Origin of the sequence: Pseudomonas sp. efr-133-TYG-5, assembly GCF_030209175.1 — a bacterium.
Classification (GTDB): Bacteria; Pseudomonadota; Gammaproteobacteria; order Pseudomonadales; family Pseudomonadaceae; genus Aquipseudomonas.
The window spans coordinates 77,488-102,156 of record NZ_JARVSM010000006.1; the positions used below are offsets into that span (position 1 = coordinate 77,488).

Genomic DNA, 24,669 nt, shown 5'->3' on the forward strand with positions numbered 1-24,669 from the left:
TGCAAACGCAAAGGGCACGAGAGCGCTGTCCCTTTGCGTCGTTTCAAACCGGAATTTTCTCTGCGGCCGGGAACGCCGTGGCAGTCGATCATCGCATGCTGCCACCGCCGATTCCTCCCGCGTAATCCTTGAACCACGCCGCCCGATGAGCGGCGAATGAGGAATGTAATGAGCAAGACTAACGCTGATCTGATGGCCCGCCGTACCGCAGCTGTTCCACGTGGTGTTGGCCAGATTCACCCGATCTTCGCCGAATCCGCGAAGAACGCTACCGTGACCGACGTTGAAGGTCGCGAGTTCATCGACTTCGCTGGCGGTATCGCGGTACTGAACACCGGCCACGTGCACCCGAAAATCATCGCCGCGGTGACCGAGCAGCTGAACAAGCTGACCCACACCTGCTTCCAGGTGCTGGCCTACGAGCCGTACGTTGAGCTGTGCGAAAAGATCAACGCCAAGGTGCCAGGTGATTTCGCCAAGAAAACCCTGCTGGTGACCACCGGTTCCGAAGCCGTGGAAAACGCCGTGAAAATCGCCCGTGCCGCCACTGGCCGTGCCGGCGTGATCGCCTTCACCGGCGCCTACCACGGTCGCACCATGATGACCCTGGGCCTGACCGGTAAAGTCGTGCCTTACTCGGCCGGCATGGGCCTGATGCCAGGCGGTATCTTCCGCGCGCTGTACCCGAACGAACTGCATGGCGTGAGCATCGACGACTCGATCGCTTCCATCGAGCGCATCTTCAAGAACGACGCCGAGCCGAAAGACATCGCCGCGATCATCATCGAGCCGGTGCAGGGCGAGGGTGGTTTCTACGTCGCGCCGAAGGAATTCATGAAGCGCCTGCGCGCCCTGTGCGACCAGCACGGCATCCTGCTGATCGCCGACGAAGTGCAGACCGGTGCTGGCCGTACCGGCACCTTCTTCGCCATGGAGCAGATGGGCGTTGCTGCCGACCTGACCACCTTCGCCAAATCCATCGCCGGCGGCTTCCCGCTGGCCGGTGTCTGCGGCAAGGCCGAGTACATGGACGCCATCGCTCCAGGCGGCCTGGGCGGCACCTACGCCGGTAGCCCGATCGCTTGCGCCGCGGCCCTGGCCGTGATGGAAGTGTTCGAAGAAGAAAAACTGCTGGATCGCTGCAAGGCTGTCGGCGAGCGTCTGGTCACCGGCCTGAAGGCCATCCAGGCCAAGTACCCGGTGATCGGCGAAGTGCGTGCCCTGGGTGCGATGATCGCAGTCGAGCTGTTCGAAAACGGCGACAGCCACAAGCCAAACCCGACTGCCGTTGCGGCGGTGGTGGCCAAGGCGCGTGACAAGGGCCTGATCCTGCTGTCCTGCGGCACTTACGGCAACGTGCTGCGCGTCCTGGTACCGCTGACCTCGCCGGACGAGCAACTGGACAAAGGCCTGGCGATCATCGAAGAGTGCTTCGCCGAGCTGTAAGGCCCGGCACTGTGTGATCGGATAGACAAAAAACCCGCTTCGGCGGGTTTTTTCATGGCGGTGAAACACTTCGAGCGCTTTTGCGCTGTATCGATTGGCCAGCATTGGCTAAGGTTCAGGCATTGCAAGGAGAGCGCGCATGACTGCCGTTGAATTACCTGCCGTACCCCGCGTGTTGATTGCCGAGGCCGACCCGTGGTCGCGGGATCTGCTCAAACAAGTGTTGTTGAATGTGCGCTGCGATGCGCGGGTGGATTTGTGCTCCGACGGCCAGCAAGCGATTGCGCTGCTCGGGGAAGTGCCTTATGACCTGGCGATCGTCGACTGGGAGTTGCCTGGCGTCGATGGCCTGAACGTGTTGCGCAACGTGCGCCAGCGCAAACGCAATCCGCCGTTGCCGTTCATTCTGATGAGCAGTCGCAATGACAGCGCCAGTGTGCGCGAAGCCCTGCCGCTGGCGCCGACGGCGTACCTGGCCAAACCGCTGAACATGGAAAGCCTGACCCAGCGCCTGCAGGATCTGCTGCTCAACGCCGGCGAGGAGGTGTTCTGCGAAGTGCCGGCGCTGGCGCCGGGCATGACCCTGGCGGTGTTCCTCGAACGCCGCCGCGAACAGGCCGACGGCGCACCGCTGATGACCGATGTGCAAGTGGCGGTCAAGCGCAGCCTCAATCCCAACGGCCTCGATCTGAAGCTGCTGGAAGAGGAAATCCGCACCGATCCGCAGATCACCGCCGTGTTGATTGCCGCCGCCAACAGCGCTGCGCAGCACCATGGGGCGGCGGTACAGACCCTGGCGCAGGCTCTGCATCGCCTGGGCACCGGGCAAAGCATGAACCTGATCCTCGGCCTGGCGCTCAAGCGCAGCGCGAAACTCAGCGACCCGTGCCTGGCCGATTACGCCGAGCGTTACTGGGGCCTGTCGCTGCACACCGCCGAGTACGCGCGCACGCTGGCGCGGCTGCTCGATCTGGATCAGGAGCGCTGCTACTGCGCAGGCATGCTGCATCGTCTGGGCGATCTGGCGTTGCTGCGCTGTTTGCAGGAGTGGAAGCAGGCAGGCGGCGAGCTCGACGAGCTGGAGGAGGTTGGCGATGCCCTGGCGGAGTTCGGTGCGGCCTACGGTTCGGCGCTGCGTACCCGCTGGCGCTTGCCGCTGGAGCTGCGGGAGCTGATTGCGTCGGCCTACCAGCTCGGTGGCGGCGTGTACTCGCGTGAGGCGCTGGTGATGAACATGGCGGCGCAGATGGCGCGCCTGACCGAACACGAGGGCGTCGAGGCGCTGGCGAAAAGCCGTACGGCGCGCTTGCTGAAGATCGGTTTGCCGGAATTGATGCGGATGCGCAAATAACCCGGTTGCACTCAGTGGACAATGACGGGTTTGTCCGGCAGATCCGTCGACCGCCCCGGGCGCTGGCAAGCCCGTTCCTGCCGGGAGCGTGTAGCGCAGGGTTCAGCCGGAGATGATCCGGTTCTTGCCCTGGCGCTTGGCTTCGTACATGGCGGCGTCGGCGCGGGCGAACAGGCTGTCGAGGTTGTCGTCATCTGCCGTCAGGCTGGTCAGGCCCTGGCTGACGGTGACGCCGAACGTCTGCCCGTCATGGCTGAAGCTCAAACGCTTGATCTCCCGTTGCAGGCGCTCGGCGACTTGCATCGCCATATCTGGCGCGCAACCCGGAAACACCGCGGCGAACTCTTCGCCACCAATGCGCCCGAACAGATCGCCACGGCGCAATGACGCCCGACCGGATTCGGCAATACGTTGCAGCACGTTGTCGCCCTGCTGATGGCCGTAGCTGTCGTTGATCATCTTGAAATCGTCGATATCGAGCAGCAGGAACGCCATCGGCGCGCCTTGCAGGCGGGCCTGTTCGAACTCGCGGTGAGCACATTCGAAAAAGTGCCGGCGATTGCTGCTCTGGGTCAGCACATCGGTGGTGGCCAGCCGTTGCAGCTCGGTTTCCATCTGCTTCTTGTCGGTGATGTCTTCGGCGATGCCGACGATGATGACCGGTTGTCCCGGTTCTTCCTGGCGGTTGATGAAGCATTTGTCGCTGAGCCAGCGCACCTGGCCGTCGGCGGCGATGATGCGGTACTCGCGATCTTCCACCGCGCCCTTGTCGAGCACCTCGGCAAGGCTGCGTTCGGCGTAGTCGAGGTCGTCGGGGTAGATGCTGTCGCGCCACTGGTTGTAGTCGGCCAGCAGCAGGCCGGCGGAGCGGCCGAAAATCCGCTCGTAGGCGGGGCTGACGTACAGCACCTGCCGGGTTTCCCAGTTGAAGGCCCAGAGGACCGCGTTGACGCTGACCAGCAGCGAACTGAACAGCTGTTCGCGCTCGCTCAGGCGCGCGACTTCACCCTGGGCGTGCATCAGCGCCATCAGGGTTTGCGCGGCCTCTGGCCACTTGGGGGAAGATGAGTCGTTTTGGTTGTTATTGACCATCGGGCACATATCTCAAAGGGCGTGCCGCGCGTTCGACAGCGGCCACATTACAGCCCGCCGGGGGTGGCGAAGTGTCTTTGAGATAGGGGTTTCGTTGCTAAGTTCCGCGCGTTTGCGGTGAGCCAGCGTGCTCCCGCCCGGCGGTAGTGACGACGCGTTTTGTCTGCCAGAACGCGTCGCCTGATTTTCACCTGCTGCGCCGTGGCGGGGCAGCAGGCTCCTTTGCCCGGTCAGGCAGCGGCGGGGCGCAGCGAATAGGTTTTCAGCTGATCGGCAAAATCGCGCAGGGACTGGATGCCGCTGGCTTCGGCCTCGTGCACCCATTCCTTGATGGCGGCGAGCATGTCGTGACCATTTGCGCTGGTCTTGACCCAGATCTGCTGCAGGGCCAGGCGTTTTTCGTAGATTACCTTCAGCGCCTGGCTGTGTTCGAGCATGTTCTGGATGCGTGCGTGATGCCGGTCTTCCAGCAGGCTGGTTTCCCGCGAGAGCAGGCGTTTGGCCCGGTGGAACTGGTGGCGCACCGAGTGATCGACCTTGGCCAGCTCCTGCTTGACCAGCGGGCCGATCACCAGCTTGCGGTACTGGGCCATGATCTGGAAGCGGTTGTTGAGGATCGCCATGGCGGTGTCCATGTCCAGGCTGCCCTTGCCTTCGACGCGATGGGCAATCGGCGCGACCCGTTGCACCTTGGCCAGGCGCAGGAAGCTGAAGACCTTGATCCAGGCCCAGCCGAGGTCGAACTCCCACTTCTTGACCGACAGCTTGGCCGAGTTGGGGTAGGTGTGATGGTTGTTGTGCAGTTCTTCGCCGCCGATCAGGATGCCCCAAGGCACCAGGTTGGTGGCGGCATCGCGGCATTCGAAGTTGCGGTAGCCGACGGCGTGGCCGAGGCCGTTGATCACGCCCGCGGCCCAGACCGGGATCCACATCATCTGGATCGCCCAGATCGTGATGCCGATGGTGCCGAACAGCAGCAGGTCGATCACTGCCATGATCGCGACGCCCAGCAGCGGGTAACGGCTGTAGACATTGCGCTCGATCCAGTCTTCGGGGCAGTTCTTGCCGTAGATGCGCAGGGTCTCCGGGTTCTGCGCTTCGGCGCGATAGAGCTCGGCGCCGGTGCGCAGGACCGTGGACAGGCCCTTGATGACCGGACTGTGCGGGTCATCCTCGGTTTCGCACTTGGCGTGGTGCTTGCGGTGGATGGCGGTCCACTCGCGGGTGTTCTGCGCCGTGGTCAGCCACAGCCAGAAGCGGAAAAAATGTTTCAGCCCGGCATTCAGCTCCAGCGAGCGATGGGCCGAGTAGCGGTGCAAGTAGACCGTGACGCTGACAATCGTCACGTGGGACATCAGCAGGGTGATTGCCACCAGTGACCAGGCCGACAAGCCAAGAAAACCTTCGTACCACATAGGCTATAGGGCCCTCGATAAAGAAAAAAACAGCCGTTGCATTATCACCAAGCCCACAGATAAAACCAGTCGGCCTTTCAGATAAGAGTTGGCCGGATGTTTCTTGACCTATAATCCCAACTTTTTTGTAGGGACATGGACGGCCGAATGTCTGCCACTTACCGCGATGCCTTGCGTGCAGCGCTGCTCTACCTGGTCCTGGCCATTGTCTGGTTGCAGGGCACTGGTTACTTATTGAACAGTTTCTTCGATAACTCGGCGCAATTGCTGCGTTGGCAACTGATCAACGGTTACGTCTTCGTGCTGCTCAGCGCCGGATTGATCTTCCTCGCCCGGGCGCGTTTGTTCGAATGCCTGGGCATCGGCGCGCGCCTGCGTGAGCGCCACGCCGACCGTGAACGCCTGCGCCAGGCGGCGGCGGTTTTCGACTGCACCCGCGAGGGCGTGCTGGTCACCGATCGCCAGGGGCTGATCGTCCACGTCAATCGCGCCTTCATGGAAATCACCGGCTATCAGGTCGAGGAAGTCCTCGGCCAGCAGCCGAACCTGTTCAAATCCGGCCATCATCCGCCAGGGTTTTATCAGGCCATGTTCGCCGCCCTCGAAGCGACGGGCGAATGGAGCGGCGAGATCTGGAACCGGCGCAAAAGCGGCGAGATCTATCCGCAATGGCAGACGATCCGCGTCATCCACGACGATGAAGGCCGGCTCAGCCATTACGTCGCGGTGTTTTCCGACATCAGCGCGATCAAGGATTCCGAGCACGAACTCAAGCACCTCGCCCACCACGATCCCCTCACCGACCTGCCCAATCGCCTGCTGTTCAGTGACCGCGCCGAGCAGGCGCTGGCCTCGGCGCAGATCCACAAGCGCGGCTGTGCGTTGCTGATGATCGACCTCGATCACTTCAAGCTGATCAATGACAGCCTCGGCCACAATGTCGGCGACCGCTTGCTCAAGGCCGTGGCTGCGCGGTTGCAGGCACTGTTCGGCCCGGGCATCACCCTGGCGCGGCTCGGCGGTGACGAATTCGCGGTGCTGGCGGAAAGTTGTCCACAGCTGGTGCAGGCGGCGGCACTGGCGCAGCGCATTCTCGATGCCCTCAAGGAGCCGTTCCGGCTTGACGGTCATCAATTGTTCATCAACGCCAGCATTGGCATCAGCCTGTTTCCCAGCGATGCCCTGAGCGCCGAACAACTGCTGCGCAACGCCGATGCGGCGCTGTTCAAGGCCAAGAGCAGCGGGCGCAATGGCTACGCGCTGTACACCGAAGAACTCACCGCCCACGCCCAGCAGCGGGTCGAGATCGCCTTCGAACTGCGGCGCGCCCTGGAGCAGCAGGAGTTGCGCGTTTTCTACCAACCGGTGCACGACCTCAAGAGCAGCCGCCTGATCGGCGTCGAGGCGCTGGTGCGTTGGCAGCACCCGCAGCGCGGGCTGGTTTCGCCGGCGGAATTCATCCCGATTGCCGAACGCACCGGGCTGATTGCCGAGATCGACGCCTGGGTCATGCAGCAGGCCTGCCGGCAGATGTGCCTGTGGCAGCAGAGCGGTGTGGTGCTGTCGTTTGTCGCGGTGAATGTGTCGTCGCGGCTGTTTGCCCGCCGCGAGCTGTATCAGCAGGTGGCCCAGGTGCTGCACGACACCGGACTGGATCCGGCATACCTCGAACTGGAAGTCACCGAAAGCGCGGTGATGGACGACCCGGAAGTGGCGCTGGAGCAGATGCATCATTTGCGTGAACTGGGCATTCGCCTGGCGATCGATGATTTCGGCACCGGCTATTCGTCGCTGCTGCGGCTCAAGCGCCTGCCGGTACAGAAGCTGAAGATTGATCAGGGCTTTGTCGCCGGCCTGCCGTGGGACGAGGACGATGCGGCGATTGTCCGGGTGATCGTCGCCCTGGCCCGCAGCATGGGCATGCAGGTGCACGCCGAGGGCATCGAGCAGGTCGAGCAGGCGGCGTTCCTGCTGGCGCAGGAGTGTGATCTGGGCCAGGGTTACTGGTTCGGCCGGCCGGTGCCGGCGCAGGATATTGATTGGAGCAATGCGCCCGTTATCGGCTGAACCAGGCGCCAATCCTGTTCCCACGTTCGGCGTGGGATACCGCGTGGAGCGCTCTGGAACGACGCCAGAACCGCACCGCAAAGCGCCATACGCGGCGTCCGCGCGCAAGGCGTAGGCGCGATAAGTTTTCCAGTTATATAAACATTCTTAAATAGTCTTTTTAAGAATATCTGCGCCTCTCTTATATTGCTCCCACGCCGAACGCAGTGCCGCCCACTGCCAGGCATATCCCATTCAAAGGAGCAGCACCATGAGCGCATCCCTTCGCAGCGTTGACGGTCAGGACGAAAGCACCATCTTGCGTGAAATCCAGAGCGCCTTGCGCGATCTGCGGTTCGGCGCGGTGGAGATCACTGTGCACAACGCGCAAGTCGTGCAGATCGAACGCAAAGAGAAATTCCGTCTGCAGCAACCGGGCAACAAGCCGAGCTGAGCTGAAGATCAAAGGATCGCCGCCGGCGACAGCTCCTGCAGGGGGCTGTGTGCAGGAGCTGCCGCCGACGGCGATCTTTGAATGAGCAACCCGATTCCAGCAATACATAAGAAAAAGCCACCACCAAGAATTCCAGGAGCTTTCACCATGTCGTCGATTCGCCGTTACGCTTTGGCCGCCCTGGCCAGCGCTGTGTTTGCCGGTTCCGCGGTTGCCAAGGACTACGAACTGCTCAACGTGTCGTATGACCCGACTCGCGAGCTGTATCAGGATTACAACGCCGAATTCGTGAAGTACTGGCAGGCAGAGCATGCCGGCGACACCGTGAAGATCCAGCAGTCCCACGGTGGTTCGGGCAAGCAGGGCCGGGCAGTGATCGACGGTCTGCGCGCCGACGTCGTGACCCTGGCCCTGGCCGGCGACATCGACGAAATCGCCAAGCTCGGCAAGACCCTGCCGGCTGACTGGCAGAAACGCCTGCCGGACGCCAGCACCCCGTACACCTCGACCATCGTGTTCCTGGTGCGCAAGGGCAACCCGAAAGGCATCAAGGACTGGGGCGACCTGGTCAAGAATGACGTTTCGGTGATCACCCCGAACCCGAAAACCTCCGGCGGTGCGCGCTGGAACTTCCTCGCGGCCTGGGCCTATGGCCTGAAAGCCAATGGCGGCAGCGAAGAAAAAGCCAAGGAATACGTGCAGACCCTGTTCAAGCACGTGCCCGTGCTGGACACCGGCGCCCGTGGCTCGACCATCACCTTCGTCAACAACGGTCAGGGTGACGTGTTGCTGGCCTGGGAAAACGAAGCCTTCCTGGCGCTGAAGGAAGATGGCGGCGCCGACAAGTTCGACATCGTCGTACCGTCGCTGTCGATCCTCGCCGAACCACCGGTGGCGGTGGTCGACAAGAACGCCGAGAAAAAGGGCAACGAGCAGATCGCCGAAGCCTATCTGAAACACCTGTACAGCCCGGCCGGCCAGGAAATCGCGGCGAAGAACTTCTACCGTCCGCGTGACAAGGAGGTGGCCGCCAAGTACGCCCAGCAGTTCCCGAAACTGGAACTGGTGACCATCGACAAGGACTTCGGCGGCTGGAAAACCGCGCAGCCGAAATTCTTCAACGACGGTGGCGTGTTCGACCAGATCTATCAGGCGCAGTAATCTCACTCGAAACGAGCCTGAAGTTCAGGCACCAAACATGTGGGAGCGAGCCTGCTCGCGAAGGCGGTATTTCAGGCGACAGGGATGTTGACTGACTGATCCTCGCGCTTCGCGAGCAGGCTCGCTCCCACATTGATGCGTTTTCAACCAGGGACTTTTATGTCGCGTCGTATCTCCCCCGTCATACCCGGCTTCGGGCTGACGCTGGGCTACACCTTGGTGTACCTCAGCCTGATTGTGCTCATCCCGCTGGCAGCGATGTTCGTCCACGCCGCCCAGCTCACCTGGGATCAGTTCTGGACGATCATTTCCGCACCACGTGTGCTGGCGGCGTTGAAACTGAGCTTCGGCACCGCGCTGTGTGCGGCGATCATCAACGGCATCATCGGTACGCTGCTGGCCTGGGTGCTGGTGCGCTACACATTCCCGGGGCGCAAGGTGATCGACGCGATGATCGACCTGCCGTTCGCCCTGCCGACGGCGGTGGCCGGTATCGCCCTGACGGCGCTGTACACGCCGACCGGGCTGGTCGGCCAGTTCGCTGCCGACCTCGGTTTCAAGATCGCCTATACGCCGCTGGGCATCACTCTGGCGCTGACTTTCGTGACCCTGCCCTTCGTGGTGCGCACGGTGCAGCCGGTGCTGGCCGACATCCCGCGTGAAGTCGAAGAAGCGGCCGCCTGCCTGGGTGCGAAACCGCTGCAGGTGTTCCGCCATATTCTCCTGCCAGCATTGCTGCCCGCCTGGCTGACCGGTTTCGCCCTGGCGTTTGCCCGGGGTGTCGGCGAGTACGGCTCGGTGATTTTCATCGCCGGCAACATGCCGATGAAAACCGAGATCCTGCCGCTGCTGATCATGGTCAAGCTCGACCAGTACGACTACACCGGCGCCACGTCCATCGGCGTACTGATGCTGGTGGTTTCCTTTGTCCTGTTGCTGCTGATCAACCTGCTGCAGCGGCGCATCGAAACCCCATAAGGAGGCGCGAACATGTCCCAATCGTCTATTGCGGCCGCGTCCTCGGCCAACGCTGCACGGCGTGGCAGTGCTACGTCACGGCGCGTGCTGATCGGCCTCGGCTGGCTGATTTTTTTCCTGTTTCTGGTGTTGCCGCTGTTCATCGTGGTGTCGCAAGGCTTGAAGAACGGCCTCGGTGCATTCTTCACCGCGATCTTTGAACCGGACGCCCTCTCGGCACTGAAACTCACGGTGATCGCCGTGCTGATTTCCGTGCCGCTGAACCTGGTGTTCGGTGTCAGCGCCGCGTGGTGCGTGAGCAAATATTCGTTCCGTGGCAAGAGCATGCTGGTGACGCTGATCGACCTGCCGTTCTCGGTGTCGCCGGTAATCGCCGGTCTGGTCTACGTGCTGATGTTCGGCGCCCAGGGCCTGTTCGGGCCGTGGCTGCAGGATCACGATATCCAGATCGTCTTCGCCCTGCCGGGCATTGTCCTGGCGACGATTTTCGTCACCGTGCCGTTCGTTGCGCGCGAGCTGATCCCGCTGATGCAGGAACAGGGCACCCAGGAAGAGGAAGCCGCCCGCCTGCTCGGCGCCAACGGCTGGCAGATGTTCTGGCACGTCACCGTGCCCAACATCAAATGGGGCCTGATCTACGGCGTGGTGCTGTGTACCGCGCGGGCCATGGGGGAATTCGGTGCGGTATCGGTGGTTTCCGGGCACATTCGCGGGGTGACCAACACCTTGCCGCTGCACGTCGAGATCCTCTACAACGAATACAACCACGTGGCCGCGTTCGCCGTGGCGAGTCTGTTGCTGATCCTGGCGCTCTTCATCCTGCTGCTCAAGCAGTGGAGCGAAAACCGTATCAACCGCCTGCGCGCCAGCGCCGCGGAGGAATAAGTCATGTCGATCGAAGTGCGTAACGTCAGCAAGAATTTCAACGCGTTCAAGGCGCTGGACAACATCAGCCTGGACATCCACAGCGGCGAGCTGGTGGCGCTGCTCGGCCCGTCGGGCTGCGGCAAGACCACCCTGCTGCGCATCATTGCCGGTCTGGAAACCCCGGATAACGGCAATATCGTCTTCCACGGCGAAGACGTCTCCGGCCACGACGTGCGTGATCGCAATGTCGGTTTCGTGTTCCAGCACTACGCCCTGTTCCGCCACATGACGGTGTTCGACAACGTCGCGTTCGGCCTGCGCATGAAGCCGAAAAACCAGCGGCCGAGCGAAAGCCAGATCGCGACCAAGGTGCATGAGCTGCTGAACATGGTGCAGCTGGACTGGCTGTCGGATCGTTATCCGGAACAGTTGTCCGGTGGCCAGCGTCAGCGTATCGCCCTGGCTCGCGCTCTGGCGGTGGAGCCCAAGGTGTTGCTGCTCGACGAGCCGTTCGGCGCCCTCGACGCCAAGGTGCGTAAAGAGCTGCGCCGCTGGCTGGCGCGCCTGCACGAAGACATCAACCTGACTTCGGTGTTCGTCACCCACGACCAGGAAGAGGCGATGGAAGTCGCCGACCGCATCGTGGTGATGAACAAAGGCGTGATCGAACAGATCGGCTCACCGGGCGACGTCTATGAAAATCCGGCCAGTGATTTCGTCTATCACTTCCTCGGCGATTCCAACCGCCTGCACCTGGGCGATGACCACCATGTGCTGTTCCGTCCGCACGAAGTGTCGCTGTCGCGGCATGAGCTGGAGGATCACCACGCCGCCGAAGTCCGCGATATCCGGCCGCTGGGCGCGACCACCCGGGTGACGTTGAAGGTGGAAGGCCAGACGGACCTGATCGAGGCCGAAGTGGTCAAGGATCACGACAGCCTGACCGGTCTGGCCAAGGGCGAGACGCTGTTCTTCAAACCGAAGGTCTGGCAGAAAGTCGCCAGCCTTTGACCGATCGTTCCCACGCTCGGCGTGGGAATGCATCCCGTGACGCTTCGCGTCACAGTGGCCGCGCAGCGTGCATGGCGGCGTTCCCACGCCGAGCGTGGGAACGCGCGGGGTTGAAGTCTAGATTGCCGCGCGATTCGGATTGACCCGCACCGCGCCTGCGCGCGCCTCGATCTGCTCTTTCAGCTCATGGCGCATGCCGAGCAGGAACGCTACCTCGGCCACGACAAACAACGGCCCGACAATCAACCCGCTGACATCGTCGACAAACGCCGGTTTGCGTCCTTCATAGTGGTGGCCGACGAACTGGATCACCCAGCCGATCACAAACATGGCCAGGCCGCTGCTGAGCCAGACCATCGTGCTCTGTTGCGCCAAGACATGCCCGGCCCACACCGACAGCGCCATCAGCACCGTCATCAGCACGCCGAGTTTCACTTCCAGGCGCAGGTAGAACCACGCCGAAGCCAGCGCCAGCAGCACCGCCGGCGAAAGCCACAGTCCGCCCAGCGCCCACTCGGGCCGCGACAGCAGCACGGCCACCGCCACCACGATCAGCGGGATGCCGATAAAGTGGCTGGCGATATTGCGTGGGTCACGGTGATACGCGGCGTATTGACTCAAATGATCGACGAGGCTTTTCATTGTTGTTCCTCCTGTAGGGTGATCGCATCATGCCCCGGGACTACGCTTGGCGCTGTCAGGCAGACGACAATCTTCAGGAGAGTGCATGGAAAAGGTCTGGCGGGAACGCCTGCTGAGCGGCCAGTGGTTCAGCCATTTGCCGCTGTCCTTTCAGGATAGTCTGCTGGCGGCGGCCCGTGAGCGGCGGCTGCTGGCGGGGCAGCGGTTGTTCCAGCGCGGCGATGCGCCGTGTGGGTTGTACGCGGTGCTCGACGGCGCGATCCGCATCAGCGCGGTGAGCGAGCAAGGCAAGGAAGCGTTGCTGAGCCTGGTGGAAGCGCCGCACTGGTTCGGCGAGATCTGCCTGTTCGACGGCCAGCCACGCACCCACGACGCCTATGCCGTCGGGCCGTGTACCTTGCTCAACATCCCGCAGGCGACCTTGCTCAGGGTGCTCGACGAACAGCCGCAGTACTGGCGGCATCTGGCGTTGTTGATGAGCCACAAACTGCGCCTGGCTTTCATCAACCTCGAACAGCTGAGCCTGCTGCCCGCGCCGGCGCGCCTGGCCCATCGCCTGCTGATGATCGCCGAGGGCTACGGCGAACTCGATTCGCCGCGGCGGGTGTTGCACCTGCCCCAGGAGCAGCTGGCGTCGATGCTGTCGCTGTCGCGCCAGACCACCAACCAGATCCTCAAGGATCTGCAGGGGCAGGGGATTATCGGCCTCGGCTACGGCGAAATCGAAATCCTCGACGCCGAGCGTTTGCGGGCTCTCGCCATAATTTGACGGGCACCTGAGATCCCCTGTGGGAGCGAGCCTGCTCGCGAATGCGGTAGGTCATTCAACGGTGATGTCGACTTAACCGACGCCTTCACGAGCAGGCTCGCTCCCACATTTTTGATCTGTGTTGATTCAGGAACCGCGATAGGTCGAGAAACCGTAAGGGCTGAGCAGCAACGGAATGTGGTAGTGCTGATCGGTCTGCTTGACCTGGAAAATCACCGGGATTTCCGGGAAGAACGTCTCGTGGCCGGTCTTCTCGAAGTATTCGCCGGTCTTGAACACCACGCGGTATTCGCCGGCCTCGAAAGTCTGTTTCGCCGGGAACAGTTCGGCGATGCGTCCCTGTTCATTGGTGGTGCCCTGGGCCAGTGATTGCCAGGCGCTGCCGACGTGTTTTTCCAGGGTCACGTTGACACCCGGGGATGGCAGGCCGTTTTCCAGGTTGAGCACGTGCACGCTCAGGGGGTTGCCGGCCGCCAGGGCCAGGCTGGAAAACGCGCTCAGGCCGAGTGCGGCGAACGTCATGCGCAGAGTCGTCATGGTGGAACTCCTTAAGGGTTACGGGTGAGGGTCAGGCCAGCCTTCGCGGCGGCTTTACCGGCACAGTTTTCGTCCTGCTCGCCGCCGCCGGAACCGGCCACGCCCATGGCGCCGACCAGTTCGGAACCGGCGAACAACGGGATACCGCCGCCGAGCAGAAGCAATTCGTCGAGGGTGTTGAGGTTGGCGGTTTCCGGGTTGCTGCGGGCGCGTTCGGCGAACAGCCGGGTCGCGGTCTTGGTCGACAGCGCGGTGTAGGCCTTGCGCTGGCTGGCGACGGTGTTGTGCGGGCCGATGCCATCGCCGCGCAGCGTCACCAGCAGGTTGCCGCCGCGGTCGAGCACCGACACCGTGGCGGTGCAGTTGGCCAATGCCGTGTCGGCCAGCAGGCGTGCGGTCTTCAGGTCGAGATCCGCGTGGCGCGGCAGTTCCGGGCTGGCGACAGCGACACCGCCGAGACCGATGGCCAGGCTCGCAACGAGGTATTTGAGGGTCATGGACAGGCTCCGTAAGCGAAGGTCGTCACCTTAGCCGGCGGTCCTCGTCAGAACCCCGTCAAACGGATTACAAGTTTGTAATGGGCAATACAGCCCAAGGCGCCTAGCCTGTGTGCCTGAACAATCGAGGTGTGCCATGCGTTTGCTGGTCGTGGAAGATGAAGCGAAAACGGCGAATTTTCTCGCCAAGGGCCTGGGCGAGTCGGGATTCGCCGTGGACGTGGCGCTCAATGGCCTGGACGGGCGCTATTTCATTGAGCAGCAGGAGTACGACCTGATCATCCTCGACGTGATGTTGCCGGGCCTCAATGGCTGGCAGCTGCTGCAGTTGATCCGCCAGCGCGGCGCCACGCCGGTGTTGTTCCTTACCGCCAAGGATGCCATCGAAGACCGCGTGCGCGGTCTCGAACTGGGTGCCGACGATTACCTGCTCAAACCCTTCGCGTTCGCCGAGTTGCTCGCGCGGGTGCGCACGTTGTTGCGGCGTGGGCCGCTGCGCGAGGCGGAGTCGTACAGCATCGCTGACCTGGAGATCGATGTGCTGCGCCGCCGGGTCAGCCGCGGTGGCCAGCGCATTGCCCTGACCAACAAGGAATTCGCCCTGCTGCACCTGCTCGCCAGCCGTCAGGGCGAAGTGCTGTCGCGGACGTTGATCGCCTCGCAGGTGTGGAACCTGAATTTCGACAGCGACACCAACATGGTCGAAGTCGCGGTGCGGCGCCTGCGCTCCAAGGTCGATGACCCGTACATGCCGAAGCTTATCCACACGGTGCGCGGTGTCGGTTATCAACTGGAAGCGCCCGACGATGCGCTCTAGGTCGATCGCCTGGCGCCTGGCGCTGGCGTTCGCCGTGGTCTGCGCGTTGGTGCTCAGTGCGATTGGCGTGTTTCTCTACCGCTCGCTCGCGTCCGAGATCGCCTACCGGGATGATCTGGCGCTGCTCGGTCGACTGGAACAGGTGCGCGCCCTGCTCGCCGACAGCGACAGCCTCGGCGCCTTGCAGGCGCGCCCACGGCTGTACCAGAACATGCTCGGCAACCTCGACAGCCTGTTGCTGGTGCGGCGTGCCGATGGCTCGAACGTGATCGCGATCAACCCGCGCCAGCGCGAGCTGCCGCCATTGCACGCCATCGCGCGCGAGAAAACGCCGCAGCGTCACGACGTGCTGACCTGGCAGGCGCCGGACGGTGCCGAACTGGCGCTGTTGTCCGGTGCAGCCCAAGGGCCGAACGGCGAGCCGCTGACGGTGGTTGCCGGCAAGGTGCTGACCGAACGTGAGCAGATGCTCGCCAGTTATCGCTTGCGCCTGTACCTGGCCGTCGGGCTTGGCGCGCTGCTGGCGTTCGCGCTGGGGCTGGTCCTGCTGCGCCGTGGCCTGCAACCGCTGCGGCAATTGAGCGAGGCGGTTCGCGGTATTGATCTGCGCAGCCTTGATCAACGTTTGTCGGCGAGCGGTACGCCGGCAGAGTTGCTCGAACCGGTGCAGGCGCTCAACGGCATGCTCGCGCGGCTGGACGACAGCGTGCAGCGGTTGTCGCAGTTCTCTGCCGATCTGGCCCACGAGATCCGCACGCCGTTGCACACCTTGCTCGCCAGCAACGGCCAGGCACTCAATCACCCGCGCAGCACGGCGGAGTATCAGGAGCTCCTGGCGTCGAACATGGAAGAGTTCGAACGCCTCAAGCGCATGGCCGAGAACCTGATGTTCCTTGCTCGCGCCGAACAGGCGGAGCGGGCGCTCGACTTGCAAACGCTGGATCTGCACAGCGTCGGCAGCGAGCTGTGCGATTACTTCGAAGCGCTGGCCGACGACCGCGACATCCGCCTGGACAACGCCCTGCACGGCGCCTTGCACGCCGACCAGCAATTGCTGCAGCGAGCCCTCGGCAACCTGCTGGCCAACGCCGTGCGCCACGCCGACCCCGGCACCACGATCAGCCTGCGCCGCTGCGATGAAGCGCGCGTCTGCTGGTTGCAGGTGCACAACCACGGCCCGGCCATCGCCGCCGAATACCTGGGCAAACTGTTCGACCGCTTCTACCGCGTCGACCCGTCCCGCGCTGAACCGGGAGATTCCGGCGGACTGGGCCTGGCGATCGTGCAGTCGATCATGCAGCTGCATGGCGGGCAGGTGCGAGTGAGCAGTGATGCCAGTGGCACTGTGTTTGAACTGGGTTTCGAGGCGATCTGACTGACGCCTTCGCGGGCAAGCCCGCTCCCACAGGTTTTTTGGGTGTACATGAGTTTCGGGTACGGCGCGGGCACTGTGGGAGCGGGCTCGCCCGCGAACAGGCTATGAGGTTCAGCACACATTCCGGATCAATCAGCGCAACCCCGTCCCGCGCTGAACCGGGCGATGGGCGGACTGGGCCTGGCGATCGTGCAGTCGATCATGCAGCTGCATGGCGGGCGGGTGCGGGTGAGCAGTGATGCCAGTCGAACTGTGTTTGAACTGGGTTTCGAGGCGATCTGACTGACGCCTTCGTCGGCAAGCCTGCTCCCACAGGTTTATCGGGCGTACATGAGTTTCGGGTACGGCGCGGACACTGTGGGAGCGGGCTTGCCCGCGAAGAGGCCATGAGATTCAGCACACCTTCCGGATCAATCAGCGCAACTGATCGCGAAACTGCCCCGGGGTCATGCCCGTCCAGCGCTTGAAAGCGCGGCTGAAGCTGCTGGTGTCGGCGAAGCCGAGCAGGTAGCTGATTTCGCTCAGCGAGCATTGCGGGTCGCGCAGGTGCAGCAGCGCGAGGTTCTCGCGGCTTTCGTTGAGCAGGGTATCGAAGCGGCAACCTTCGTCGGCCAAATGGCGTTGCAGGCTGCGCAGGCTCAGGTGCAAGGCCTGGGCGATGCGTTCGGCGCTGGGCTCACCTTCGGGCAGCTGTTCTTCGATGGCGTCGCGGACCTTGCGCTCCCAGGTCAGCGGTTGCAGCTGCGCGAGGGTGCGCTTGAGCACGGCTTCGTTGTGTTCGGCCAGTTCCGGGTTGGCGTCGTCGAGGTGGCTGTCGAAGTCGATCAGGGCGAATTCCAGGCGATCTTCGTCGGACGCGAAGTGCACCGGCGCGCGAAACACTTTGTGCCAGGGCTGTGCGTCGGCGGGTTCCGGGCGACGCAGGTACACCGCCAGCGGTGCGTAATCGCGACCCAGGCGATTGCGGCAGGTGCGCACGTAGATGGCGGCGAACGCATCGATGGCCTCGAAGGCCGGCGCCGGATTGCCGGCCGGAATGTTCAGGCGGAACAGGTAACGGTCGTCACCGCGCTGCAACTGCAGCTCCAGCGCATCGCTGACCACCGGGTGATAACGCACGATGCGCTCGAACACTTCGCGCAGACTGCCGCTGGCCACCAGGGCATAACCGAGCGCGTGAAACGTGGTCGGGCTGACGAAGCGCGACACGCGCAGGCCAATCGCCGGATCCCCGCTGACCTGCACCGCGATCTGCCACAACCGGGTGGTGCCCGACAGCGGATAGCGGGCGTTCGGGTCGTCCATCAGCTGCGGATCGAGCCCGGCCTGCTGGCACAGGGCAGTGCTGTCCAGCCCCAGCGCATCGAGTTGCTTGCGCAGGGCACGGGTCCAGCTGGCGAGGGAGGTCGGTTCCTTCATGCTGATTGGCGCTTCCGGTCAACAGGTTGGCGTTCTCGGCTACCGTGTTCCGCCCCTGCGCAGGGCAGGATGCGAACATCGATAACCAGAGGATGGAAGCATGGACCGTACTTCTGCAAGTCCCCAGCGACACAATGCTGCCCAGCGATCAGCGCACATTCGCGAAGTGGTGCTGGCCAAAGGCGTCGAACTGCGTGAGCGCTACCCGATTCTGCGGCATCAGGACGCTTTGGGCGCGGGGATTCTGGCCTTCGCCTTGGCCGGGATGATCGCTTCGGCGGCGCTGTACATCACGGGACACCTGGCCTGGTGGGTGTGCCTGCTGCTCAACGCGTTTTTCGCCTCGCTGACCCATGAGCTCGAGCACGACCTGATTCACAGCATGTACTTCCGCAAGCAGCGCGTGCCGCACAACCTGATGATGGGCCTGGTGTGGCTGGCACGGCCGAGCACGATCAATCCGTGGATTCGCCGCCACCTGCACCTCAATCACCACAAGGTCTCCGGCACCGAAACCGACATGGAAGAACGCGCGATCACCAATGGCGAGCCGTGGGGGTTTGCCCGGCTGCTGATGGTCGGCGACAACGTCATGTCGGCGTTCATCCGCATGCTGCGGGCCAAGACCTGGGCGCACAAGTTCAGCATCATCAAGCGCTCGCTGAAGGTCTACGCACCGCTGGCGCTGGTGCATTGGGGCGCGTGGTACGTGTTTCTCGGCTTCCACGCGGCGAATGGCGTGGCTTACCTCATGGGCTCGCCGATTGAATGGTCGGCGACCACGCTGGCGGTGATGCAGGTGATCGACATCGCGGCGGTGGTCATCATCGGCCCGAACGTGTTGCGCACGTTCTGCCTGCACTTCATCAGCTCGAACATGCATTACTACGGCGATGTCGAGCCGGGCAACGTGCTGCAGCAGTGCCAGGTGCTGAACCCGTGGTGGCTGTGGCCGTTGCAGGCGTTCTGCTTCAACTTCGGCAGCAGCCATGGCATCCATCACTTCGTGGTGAAGGAGCCGTTCTACATCCGCCAGCTGACCGTGCCGGTGGCGCATAAAGTCATGCGCGAGATGGGCGTGCGCTTCAACGATTTCGGTACGTTCGGGCGGGCGAACCGGTTTGTGCGCAAGGATCAGGTGGTGCAGGAAGAGGTACGCACTGCCCGGGCTTGAGGGGAGGGTTGAGGGCCTCTTCGCTGGCAAGCCAGCTCCCACAGGTTCTGCGTCATTCAAAGAATTTGTGAACGACATTGAGTCTTGTGGGAGCTGGCTTGCCAGCGATAGCGGTAGATCAGACACCCTCAATCAGGCTGAAACGGCGAAGCACTCAAAATCACCCCTGTTTCTTCCACATACTTCTGCCAATGCCCGATCAGGGTGCTGAGCTTGTCCGGCTGGCTCGCCGCCAGATCATGAATCTCCCCCGGATCGCTGGCCAGATCATACAGCTGCCACGTCGCCGGCCCTACCGGCCCGGGGATCCACACCGCTTTCCACGACCCTTGGCGAATCGCCCGCCGCCCGAACAACTCCCAGCCCGTGACGGTGTGTTCGTCGTGCACCTGCGCCGTCTCGCCGGAGAGAAAGCCCAGCCACGATTTACCGCGCAGCGGCGCCACCGGTTTGCCGTGCCATTGCCTGCCCGGATGGCGCACGCCGGCCAGGTCGAGGATGGTCGGGGTAATGTCCATCACCGTGCCGAAACCATGGCTGATCTGCCCTTTGATCGGCAGTTGCGGATAGTGCAGCAACGCCGGCACGCGAATTCCGCCCTCGGTGGTAAAGGCCTTGAACAGCCGCGACGGTGCGGTTGCCACCTGCGCCCAGCTCGGCCCGTACCAGACATAGGAATTGCCGCGACCGATGTTGTCGAGGCTGTTGTCGTAATGCTGGTTGAGATAGGTCAGCAGTTCCGGGCCGAACTTGGGGAAGGCTTCGAGCAGCGCACCCTCGGCGCCGTTGTCGGACATGAACACAATGAAGGTGTTGTCGAGCTGGCCCTGCTGGCGCAGGTAGTCGACCACCCGACCGATGTTCCAGTCCATGCGCTCGACCATCGCCGCGTAGACCTCCATGGCCCGCGCCGAGAGCTGGCGTTGCTCGACGCTGAGTGCATCCCACTGCGCGCTCAACTGGATCAGCGGATGCGGCTCGACGTCTGCCTCGATCAGGCCCAGCGCCTTGAGTCTTTCCAGGCGTTCGCGGCGCAACACTTCCGGGCCCGCGTCATACCGGCCACGGTATTTTTCGACAATGTCTGCCGGTGCCTGGAGGGGCCAGTGCGGTGCGGAAAACGGCAGGTAGGCGAAGAACGGCCGGCTCTGGTCGCGCGCCTTGAGGTACTGCAGCAGCTTGTCGCCGAAAGCATCGGAGGAATAGAAATCCTGCGGCAGTTCGTCGACGAAGGTAGCGTCTTCGATGTACAGCGCCGGCGTCGATTTCAGCAGGCCGGGGGTGTGTTCGTCGTAGGTTGGCTCGAAACCGTAATGGTTGGCGGCACCCGGCAACAGCGCGAACGAACGCTCGAAACCGCGCGCCTGCGGCGCCAGTTCGGCGGTCAGGCCGAGGTGCCACTTGCCGCTCATCAACGTCTGGTAACCGGCCTCGCGCAGCAGCTCGGGCAGGGCCACCACGCGGTCGTTGAGGTAACCCTCGTAACCCGGTTTGCCGATCAGTTCCGGGGTCAACGCCTCGGCCATGGTGCCGATGCCGGCGATGTGGTGATCGGTGCCGGTGAGCAGCATCGAACGGGTCGGCGAACAGGTCGGCGCGGTGTGGAAATCGGTCAGGCGCAGGCCGTTGCCGGCCAGGGCATCGAGGTTCGGCGTGGCGATTTCACCACCGAACGCGCCGATGTCGGAGAAGCCCAGGTCGTCAGCGAGGATGACCAGAAAATTGGGACGTTGCGGCATCGAAAACTCCTGTTCAGCAGGCAATGAACGACAGCGGCAGATCGCGGATCTGCGCCGGCAGGCTCGGTTGGTAATGGTCGTCGCTGGTCAACTCGTGCAGCAGTTGCTCGCGCAACTGGTGGAAGTCGAAACCGCTGCGCTGGCGCGGATGGGGCAGGGCGATGTCGACCACTTGCTTGATCCGCCCCGGACGCGGCTCCATCACCACCACGCGGTCGGCGAGAAAAATCGCCTCCTCGACATCGTGGGTGACCAGGATCGTGGTGATTTTCGCCCGGTCACGAATCGCCAGCAGCTCGTCCTGCATCTGCTGGCGGGTCAGGGCGTCGAGGGCGCCGAAGGGTTCGTCGAGCAGCAGGATGCGCGGGCTGGCGACCAGGCCGCGAGCAATCGCCACGCGCTGCGCCATGCCGCCGGACAACTGGTGCGGATAGGCGCGGGCAAAGTCGCGCAGGCCGACCAGCTCGATGAAGTCGTGGATGCGCTGCTGCTTTTGAGCGGCGCTCAGCGGCTCGTTGACCAGGCCCAGGCCGATGTTGTCGGCCACTGTCAGCCACGGGAACAGACGGTGTTCCTGGAAGACGATACCGCGCTCGCCACCGATGCCGCTGACGGCCTTGCCGTCGACGCTGATCTGCCCGCGAAACTGCGTATCGAGGCCCACCAGCAGGCGCAGCAGGGTGGATTTACCGCAGCCGCTGGAACCGACGATGGCGACGAATTCGCCCTCGGCGATGTCGAGGTTGAATTCGCGGATGGCTTCCAGTTCGAAACCGTCGACGTCGAAGGATTTGCCGACATGGGTGAAGCTGACAATCGGTGCGTTCATGCGTGTCTCCAGCGAGTGGCGCGGATTTCCAGGCGTTGGCCAATGAGGTTGAGCAGGGCGCCGGTAAGGCCGACCAGCAGCATGCCGGCCATGATCAGGTCCATGCGCAGCAGTTGTTGCGCGCCGATCATCTGGCTGCCGATGCCGCCGTTGGACGGCATGAAGTATTCGGCGCCGATGGTGCCGAGCCAGGCGTAGATCAGGCTCAGCCGCAGCCCGGCGAAAATCCCCGGCGCGGCGCCTGGCAGGACCAGGCGGCGCAGGCGCTGGCCGAGGCTCAGGCGCAGGACCTGCGCGGCTTCGTCGAGTTGTGGCGAGAGATTGGCGACGCTGCGCTGGGTGGCGATGAACAGCGGGAAGAACGCGGCAAGGGCGACGAACACCCACTTCGCCAGTTCACCGAGGCCGAACCACGCCGTGAGCAGCGGCACCCAGGCGAAAATCGCGATCTGGCGAATGGCGGCGAGAGTCGGGCCGAGCAGGCGCTCGCTGATACGTGAAAGCCCCAACAGCAAGCCGAGGGCAAAACCGAGTCCGCCGCCGAGCAGCAACCCGCCAAGGGTACGAGCGAGGCTCAGCGCCATGCCGCTGATCAGCGTGCCATCGAGCAGACCGTTTCTTGCCGTCTCCAGCACCGCCAGCGGGCTGACCAGAATGTTCGCATCGACCCACTGCAGATCGCTCGCCACTTGCCAGACGCCGATCAGGCTCAGCGGCAACAGCCACGGTTGCAGCCGCTGCCAACCTTCATAGCGCGGGCCACGGCGGATTTCCGCGGTCGCCGGGTGCGGCCAGTGCACCAGTCTGCGATCCAGCAGGCCGATGCCGCGATCCATCGCCACGCCGAGCACGCCGATGACCACGATGCACACGAACACGATGTCGAGCATGAACAGTTGCCGTGCCCAGACCATCAGGTAACCGATGCCTTCGCTGGAGGCCAGCAGCTCCACCGCCAGCAGCGAGGTCCAACCGGCGGCCAGTGCCAGGCGTACTCCGGCCATGAAGGCGGGCAGGGCGGCGGGCAGGACCAGGCGGCGAATCAACAGGCGTGGCGGCAGGCGCAGTACGGCGGCGGCTTCACGCAGTTTCGGCTGCGCATCACGCACGCCGACCAGGGTATGCAGGGTCACCGGGACCACGATGGCCTTGATCAGCACCACCAGTTTCAGCACTTCGCCGATGCCGAAAAACACCATGAACAGCGGAATCCACGCCAGCGTCGGCACCTGTGACAGACCGGCGAAGGTCGGGAACACCAAACGTTCCAGGCGCTGACTGAAACCCAGCGTCGCACCCAGTACGGCACCGCTCGCAATCCCGGCGAGCAGGCCCCAGAACAACCGTTGCAGGCTGATCCACAAATGGCTCCACAACTCGCCCTGGGCCAATTCGACGGCACTGTTCCAGACCAGCGATGGCGCGGGCAGGATCTGCTCGCTCATCCATTGATTGCGCGCGGCCAGCCACCACAAGGCAAACAGGCTGATCGGCAACAGCCATGGCAACAAACGCTGGTTGAGGCTCGGCCACGCGCGCCGACTTTTCAGGGGCGGCGCCGGCAGCGGCAGGCTGAGCAGGGAATCACGGGCCATGGGTGACCTCCGTTGTCGGGTTGCATGGCGAACCGCTGTGCCGATGTGGGAGTGGGCTTGCTCACGAAGAAGGAGTGTCAGGCACAGGTGATGGTGAATGACACGGCCTCTTCGCGAGCAAGCCCGCTCCCACAATTGGCTAGCGGTGTATGCAAAATCGATCTATAAAAATTCAAATCAATTCTATTGAGAGATAAGCCAGACCATTTAAGGCCTGCAGCTCGATGCGCATCCAATGCATTCGAAGAATATTTTCCATGCTGTTTATGCATACGCCGCTGCAAGCCCCGTAATTGCTTGCTTAGCTTGAAAAGCTATAAAAATGTGAATTTATAGTATTTAAGCGCAGGTCGTGCTTCGGCCTACTTTCGGCTCCTCAATGCCCGTTGTGATCAGGAGCTGCACCCATGAACATCCCCTTCAAACGTGTTATCACACTGTTGGCTGCGCCGGCGCTGGCAGGGCTTCTGGCGTTCAGCGCCCACGCCGACGAGCTCAAGGAAATCAGGATCGCTGTGCCTGACCTCAGCGCCGGCACCCAGAACAGCGGCGGTGGCGTGGTGGATGTGCTGCGCGATCAGCAGATCTTCGAGAAAGCCTTCGCCGACCAGGGCATCAAGATTCAGTGGAGCTTCTTCAAGGGCGCGGGGCCGGTGATCAACGAGGCTTTCGCCAATGGCCAGGTCGATCTGGCGTACCTCGGCGACCTGGCGGCAATCATCGGCAAGTCCAATGGCCTCGACACACGCCTGCTCAGTGCCAGCGCGCGCGGGGTGAAACAGTATCTGGGCGTGGTGCCGGGCTCCGGGATCAAGACCCTGCAGGATCTCAAGGGCAAGCGCGTGGCGGTGTTCAAGGGCACGGCGACCCAGCTGTCGTTTGACGCCGCCCTGGCCAGCCAGGGCCTGAGCGAGAAGGACCTGAAAGTCATCAACCTCGATTTCAGCGCCGCCGTCGCGGCTCTGGCGGCAAAACAGATCGATGCGTCATGGGGCAGTTCCGGGCTGACAGCGCTGCAGGCCAAGGGCCTGGCCGAGTTGCCGCTCAACACCAAGGACCTCGGTGGCGCCGGCAGCGTGCAGTCGGTATTGGTCGGCACCGGCAAATTCGTCGACGCGCATCCGCAGGCGGTGGCCAAGTTGCTCAAGGCGCAGCAGCAAGCGGTGGAATGGCTGACCCAGGACAGCAACAAGGACGCCTACGTGAAACTGGTGTCGGGGCTGGCGAGCTATCCACCGGTGATCCTCACCCAGGATCTGGCGGATCAGAAACTCAGCGAGGTGTTCCCCTCGACTCTCGATCCGGTGTTCCTCGGCAAGTTGCAGGATTCGGTGGACCTGGCGGCGAAGGAGCGGCTGATTCGCAAGCCGTTCAAGGTCAGCGATTGGGTCGCCCCTGAACTAGCGGCGGCCAAGCTCTGATTTTTTAGCGCCTGGACGGGCCTCTTCGCGAGCC

Annotated in this window: 22 protein-coding genes; 13 read left to right on the forward strand and 9 right to left on the reverse strand. The window is 63.1% G+C overall.

Features of this window, described 5'->3' with window-relative positions; all coding sequences use genetic code 11:
- Positions 1–168: 168 nt before the first annotated feature.
- Positions 169–1,446, forward strand: coding sequence for a 4-aminobutyrate--2-oxoglutarate transaminase (gene gabT, locus QRN70_RS19375; RefSeq protein WP_285419530.1), 1,278 nt, complete (start codon positions 169–171; stop codon positions 1,444–1,446).
- A 139-nt stretch (positions 1,447–1,585) separates the two neighbouring features.
- Complete coding sequence (locus QRN70_RS19380) at positions 1,586–2,797, forward strand: response regulator (RefSeq protein ID WP_285419531.1); 1,212 nt, start codon at positions 1,586–1,588, stop codon at positions 2,795–2,797.
- A gap of 102 nt (positions 2,798–2,899) precedes the next feature.
- Here QRN70_RS19380 and QRN70_RS19385 read toward each other — a convergent pair whose 3' ends face one another.
- Positions 2,900–3,889: a GGDEF domain-containing protein gene (locus QRN70_RS19385; protein WP_285419532.1), complete on the reverse strand. Its 990-nt coding sequence runs from the start codon at positions 3,887–3,889 to the stop codon at positions 2,900–2,902.
- A 230-nt stretch (positions 3,890–4,119) separates the two neighbouring features.
- Positions 4,120–5,304, reverse strand: a complete 1,185-nt coding sequence (gene desA, locus QRN70_RS19390) for a delta-9 fatty acid desaturase DesA (RefSeq protein ID WP_285419533.1) — start codon at positions 5,302–5,304, stop codon at positions 4,120–4,122.
- A 147-nt stretch (positions 5,305–5,451) separates the two neighbouring features.
- Between desA and dibA the strand changes: the two genes are divergently transcribed.
- From dibA to QRN70_RS19420, 6 genes are all read left to right on the forward strand, one after another.
- Positions 5,452–7,371, forward strand: coding sequence for a phosphodiesterase DibA (gene dibA / locus QRN70_RS19395; protein WP_285419534.1), 1,920 nt, complete (start codon positions 5,452–5,454; stop codon positions 7,369–7,371).
- Between the two features lie 250 nt (positions 7,372–7,621).
- Complete coding sequence (oscA, locus tag QRN70_RS19400; RefSeq protein WP_039772974.1) at positions 7,622–7,804, forward strand: sulfur starvation response protein OscA; 183 nt, start codon at positions 7,622–7,624, stop codon at positions 7,802–7,804.
- Between the two features lie 147 nt (positions 7,805–7,951).
- The gene (locus QRN70_RS19405) at positions 7,952–8,965 is read left to right on the forward strand and encodes a sulfate ABC transporter substrate-binding protein (protein ID WP_285419535.1); all 1,014 of its coding nucleotides are present in this window, start codon (positions 7,952–7,954) and stop codon (positions 8,963–8,965) included.
- A gap of 159 nt (positions 8,966–9,124) precedes the next feature.
- Positions 9,125–9,943: a sulfate ABC transporter permease subunit CysT gene (gene cysT, locus QRN70_RS19410; protein ID WP_007952818.1), complete on the forward strand. Its 819-nt coding sequence runs from the start codon at positions 9,125–9,127 to the stop codon at positions 9,941–9,943.
- Positions 9,944–9,955: 12 nt separating this feature from the next.
- Entirely contained in the window at positions 9,956–10,828 is an 873-nt protein-coding gene (gene cysW, locus QRN70_RS19415) for a sulfate ABC transporter permease subunit CysW (protein WP_003220512.1), read from the forward strand.
- A 3-nt stretch (positions 10,829–10,831) separates the two neighbouring features.
- Positions 10,832–11,821 carry a sulfate/molybdate ABC transporter ATP-binding protein gene (locus QRN70_RS19420; RefSeq protein ID WP_285419536.1) on the forward strand — a complete coding sequence of 330 codons (990 nt, stop codon included), beginning with the start codon at positions 10,832–10,834 and terminating at the stop codon, positions 11,819–11,821.
- Positions 11,822–11,938: 117 nt separating this feature from the next.
- Here the strand turns inward: QRN70_RS19420 and QRN70_RS19425 are convergent, their stop codons facing one another.
- Complete coding sequence (locus QRN70_RS19425; protein ID WP_285419537.1) at positions 11,939–12,463, reverse strand: Mpo1 family 2-hydroxy fatty acid dioxygenase; 525 nt, start codon at positions 12,461–12,463, stop codon at positions 11,939–11,941.
- Positions 12,464–12,548: 85 nt separating this feature from the next.
- Between QRN70_RS19425 and QRN70_RS19430 the strand changes: the two genes are divergently transcribed.
- Positions 12,549–13,232 carry a Crp/Fnr family transcriptional regulator gene (locus QRN70_RS19430; protein ID WP_285419538.1) on the forward strand — a complete coding sequence of 228 codons (684 nt, stop codon included), beginning with the start codon at positions 12,549–12,551 and terminating at the stop codon, positions 13,230–13,232.
- A 126-nt stretch (positions 13,233–13,358) separates the two neighbouring features.
- Here the strand turns inward: QRN70_RS19430 and uraH are convergent, their stop codons facing one another.
- Both uraH and QRN70_RS19440 read right to left on the reverse strand, forming a co-directional pair.
- A complete protein-coding gene (gene uraH / locus QRN70_RS19435) occupies positions 13,359–13,769 on the reverse strand; it encodes a hydroxyisourate hydrolase (protein ID WP_285419539.1) in 411 nt (136 codons plus the stop codon).
- Between the two features lie 11 nt (positions 13,770–13,780).
- On the reverse strand, positions 13,781–14,266 hold the full coding sequence (locus QRN70_RS19440; protein WP_285419540.1) for a GlcG/HbpS family heme-binding protein: 486 nt from the start codon (positions 14,264–14,266) through the stop codon (positions 13,781–13,783).
- A 136-nt stretch (positions 14,267–14,402) separates the two neighbouring features.
- Between QRN70_RS19440 and QRN70_RS19445 the strand changes: the two genes are divergently transcribed.
- Together QRN70_RS19445 and QRN70_RS19450 are read left to right on the forward strand one after the other, a co-directional pair.
- Positions 14,403–15,083, forward strand: coding sequence for a heavy metal response regulator transcription factor (locus QRN70_RS19445; protein ID WP_285419541.1), 681 nt, complete (start codon positions 14,403–14,405; stop codon positions 15,081–15,083).
- The gene (locus QRN70_RS19450; RefSeq protein ID WP_285419542.1) at positions 15,073–16,458 is read left to right on the forward strand and encodes a heavy metal sensor histidine kinase; all 1,386 of its coding nucleotides are present in this window, start codon (positions 15,073–15,075) and stop codon (positions 16,456–16,458) included. The genes QRN70_RS19445 and QRN70_RS19450 overlap by 11 nt, the downstream gene beginning before the upstream one ends.
- A 414-nt stretch (positions 16,459–16,872) precedes the next feature.
- On the opposite strand, the gene QRN70_RS19455 is transcribed toward QRN70_RS19450, so the two are convergent.
- Complete coding sequence (locus QRN70_RS19455) at positions 16,873–17,877, reverse strand: AraC family transcriptional regulator (protein ID WP_285419543.1); 1,005 nt, start codon at positions 17,875–17,877, stop codon at positions 16,873–16,875.
- 100 nt (positions 17,878–17,977) lie between these two features.
- Here QRN70_RS19455 and QRN70_RS19460 point away from each other — a divergent pair, with 100 nt between their 5' ends.
- Positions 17,978–19,051 (forward strand): fatty acid desaturase, encoded by a 1,074-nt coding sequence (locus tag QRN70_RS19460; protein WP_285419544.1) that lies wholly within the window; start codon positions 17,978–17,980, stop codon positions 19,049–19,051.
- Positions 19,052–19,179: 128 nt separating this feature from the next.
- Here QRN70_RS19460 and QRN70_RS19465 read toward each other — a convergent pair whose 3' ends face one another.
- From QRN70_RS19465 to QRN70_RS19475, 3 genes are read right to left on the reverse strand one after another with little or no spacing between them, the layout of a single operon-like run.
- Positions 19,180–20,790, reverse strand: a complete 1,611-nt coding sequence (locus tag QRN70_RS19465) for an arylsulfatase (RefSeq protein WP_285419545.1) — start codon at positions 20,788–20,790, stop codon at positions 19,180–19,182.
- Positions 20,791–20,803: 13 nt separating this feature from the next.
- Positions 20,804–21,619 carry an ABC transporter ATP-binding protein gene (locus QRN70_RS19470; RefSeq protein WP_285419546.1) on the reverse strand — a complete coding sequence of 272 codons (816 nt, stop codon included), beginning with the start codon at positions 21,617–21,619 and terminating at the stop codon, positions 20,804–20,806.
- Positions 21,616–23,214 carry an ABC transporter permease gene (locus QRN70_RS19475; RefSeq protein ID WP_285419547.1) on the reverse strand — a complete coding sequence of 533 codons (1,599 nt, stop codon included), beginning with the start codon at positions 23,212–23,214 and terminating at the stop codon, positions 21,616–21,618. The genes QRN70_RS19470 and QRN70_RS19475 overlap by 4 nt, the downstream gene beginning before the upstream one ends.
- A gap of 407 nt (positions 23,215–23,621) precedes the next feature.
- On the opposite strand from QRN70_RS19475, the gene QRN70_RS19480 reads away from it, so the two are divergent.
- On the forward strand, positions 23,622–24,635 hold the full coding sequence (locus tag QRN70_RS19480; protein WP_285419548.1) for an ABC transporter substrate-binding protein: 1,014 nt from the start codon (positions 23,622–23,624) through the stop codon (positions 24,633–24,635).
- Positions 24,636–24,669: the final 34 nt, after the last annotated feature.

What these genes read in the sequence shown, in the direction of transcription:
- gabT (WP_285419530.1), top strand. Translation starts at nt 169, where the DNA reads ATGAGCAAGACTAACGCTGATCTGATGGCCCGCCGTACCGCAGCTGTT.
- QRN70_RS19380 (WP_285419531.1), top strand. Translation starts at nt 1,586, where the DNA reads ATGACTGCCGTTGAATTACCTGCCGTACCCCGCGTGTTGATTGCCGAG.
- QRN70_RS19385 (WP_285419532.1), bottom strand. Translation starts at nt 3,889, where the DNA reads ATGGTCAATAACAACCAAAACGACTCATCTTCCCCCAAGTGGCCAGAG.
- desA (WP_285419533.1), bottom strand. Translation starts at nt 5,304, where the DNA reads ATGTGGTACGAAGGTTTTCTTGGCTTGTCGGCCTGGTCACTGGTGGCA.
- dibA (WP_285419534.1), top strand. Translation starts at nt 5,452, where the DNA reads ATGTCTGCCACTTACCGCGATGCCTTGCGTGCAGCGCTGCTCTACCTG.
- oscA (WP_039772974.1), top strand. Translation starts at nt 7,622, where the DNA reads ATGAGCGCATCCCTTCGCAGCGTTGACGGTCAGGACGAAAGCACCATC.
- QRN70_RS19405 (WP_285419535.1), top strand. Translation starts at nt 7,952, where the DNA reads ATGTCGTCGATTCGCCGTTACGCTTTGGCCGCCCTGGCCAGCGCTGTG.
- cysT (WP_007952818.1), top strand. Translation starts at nt 9,125, where the DNA reads ATGTCGCGTCGTATCTCCCCCGTCATACCCGGCTTCGGGCTGACGCTG.
- cysW (WP_003220512.1), top strand. Translation starts at nt 9,956, where the DNA reads ATGTCCCAATCGTCTATTGCGGCCGCGTCCTCGGCCAACGCTGCACGG.
- QRN70_RS19420 (WP_285419536.1), top strand. Translation starts at nt 10,832, where the DNA reads ATGTCGATCGAAGTGCGTAACGTCAGCAAGAATTTCAACGCGTTCAAG.
- QRN70_RS19425 (WP_285419537.1), bottom strand. Translation starts at nt 12,463, where the DNA reads ATGAAAAGCCTCGTCGATCATTTGAGTCAATACGCCGCGTATCACCGT.
- QRN70_RS19430 (WP_285419538.1), top strand. Translation starts at nt 12,549, where the DNA reads ATGGAAAAGGTCTGGCGGGAACGCCTGCTGAGCGGCCAGTGGTTCAGC.
- uraH (WP_285419539.1), bottom strand. Translation starts at nt 13,769, where the DNA reads ATGACGACTCTGCGCATGACGTTCGCCGCACTCGGCCTGAGCGCGTTT.
- QRN70_RS19440 (WP_285419540.1), bottom strand. Translation starts at nt 14,266, where the DNA reads ATGACCCTCAAATACCTCGTTGCGAGCCTGGCCATCGGTCTCGGCGGT.
- QRN70_RS19445 (WP_285419541.1), top strand. Translation starts at nt 14,403, where the DNA reads ATGCGTTTGCTGGTCGTGGAAGATGAAGCGAAAACGGCGAATTTTCTC.
- QRN70_RS19450 (WP_285419542.1), top strand. Translation starts at nt 15,073, where the DNA reads ATGCGCTCTAGGTCGATCGCCTGGCGCCTGGCGCTGGCGTTCGCCGTG.
- QRN70_RS19455 (WP_285419543.1), bottom strand. Translation starts at nt 17,877, where the DNA reads ATGAAGGAACCGACCTCCCTCGCCAGCTGGACCCGTGCCCTGCGCAAG.
- QRN70_RS19460 (WP_285419544.1), top strand. Translation starts at nt 17,978, where the DNA reads ATGGACCGTACTTCTGCAAGTCCCCAGCGACACAATGCTGCCCAGCGA.
- QRN70_RS19465 (WP_285419545.1), bottom strand. Translation starts at nt 20,790, where the DNA reads ATGCCGCAACGTCCCAATTTTCTGGTCATCCTCGCTGACGACCTGGGC.
- QRN70_RS19470 (WP_285419546.1), bottom strand. Translation starts at nt 21,619, where the DNA reads ATGAACGCACCGATTGTCAGCTTCACCCATGTCGGCAAATCCTTCGAC.
- QRN70_RS19475 (WP_285419547.1), bottom strand. Translation starts at nt 23,214, where the DNA reads ATGGCCCGTGATTCCCTGCTCAGCCTGCCGCTGCCGGCGCCGCCCCTG.
- QRN70_RS19480 (WP_285419548.1), top strand. Translation starts at nt 23,622, where the DNA reads ATGAACATCCCCTTCAAACGTGTTATCACACTGTTGGCTGCGCCGGCG.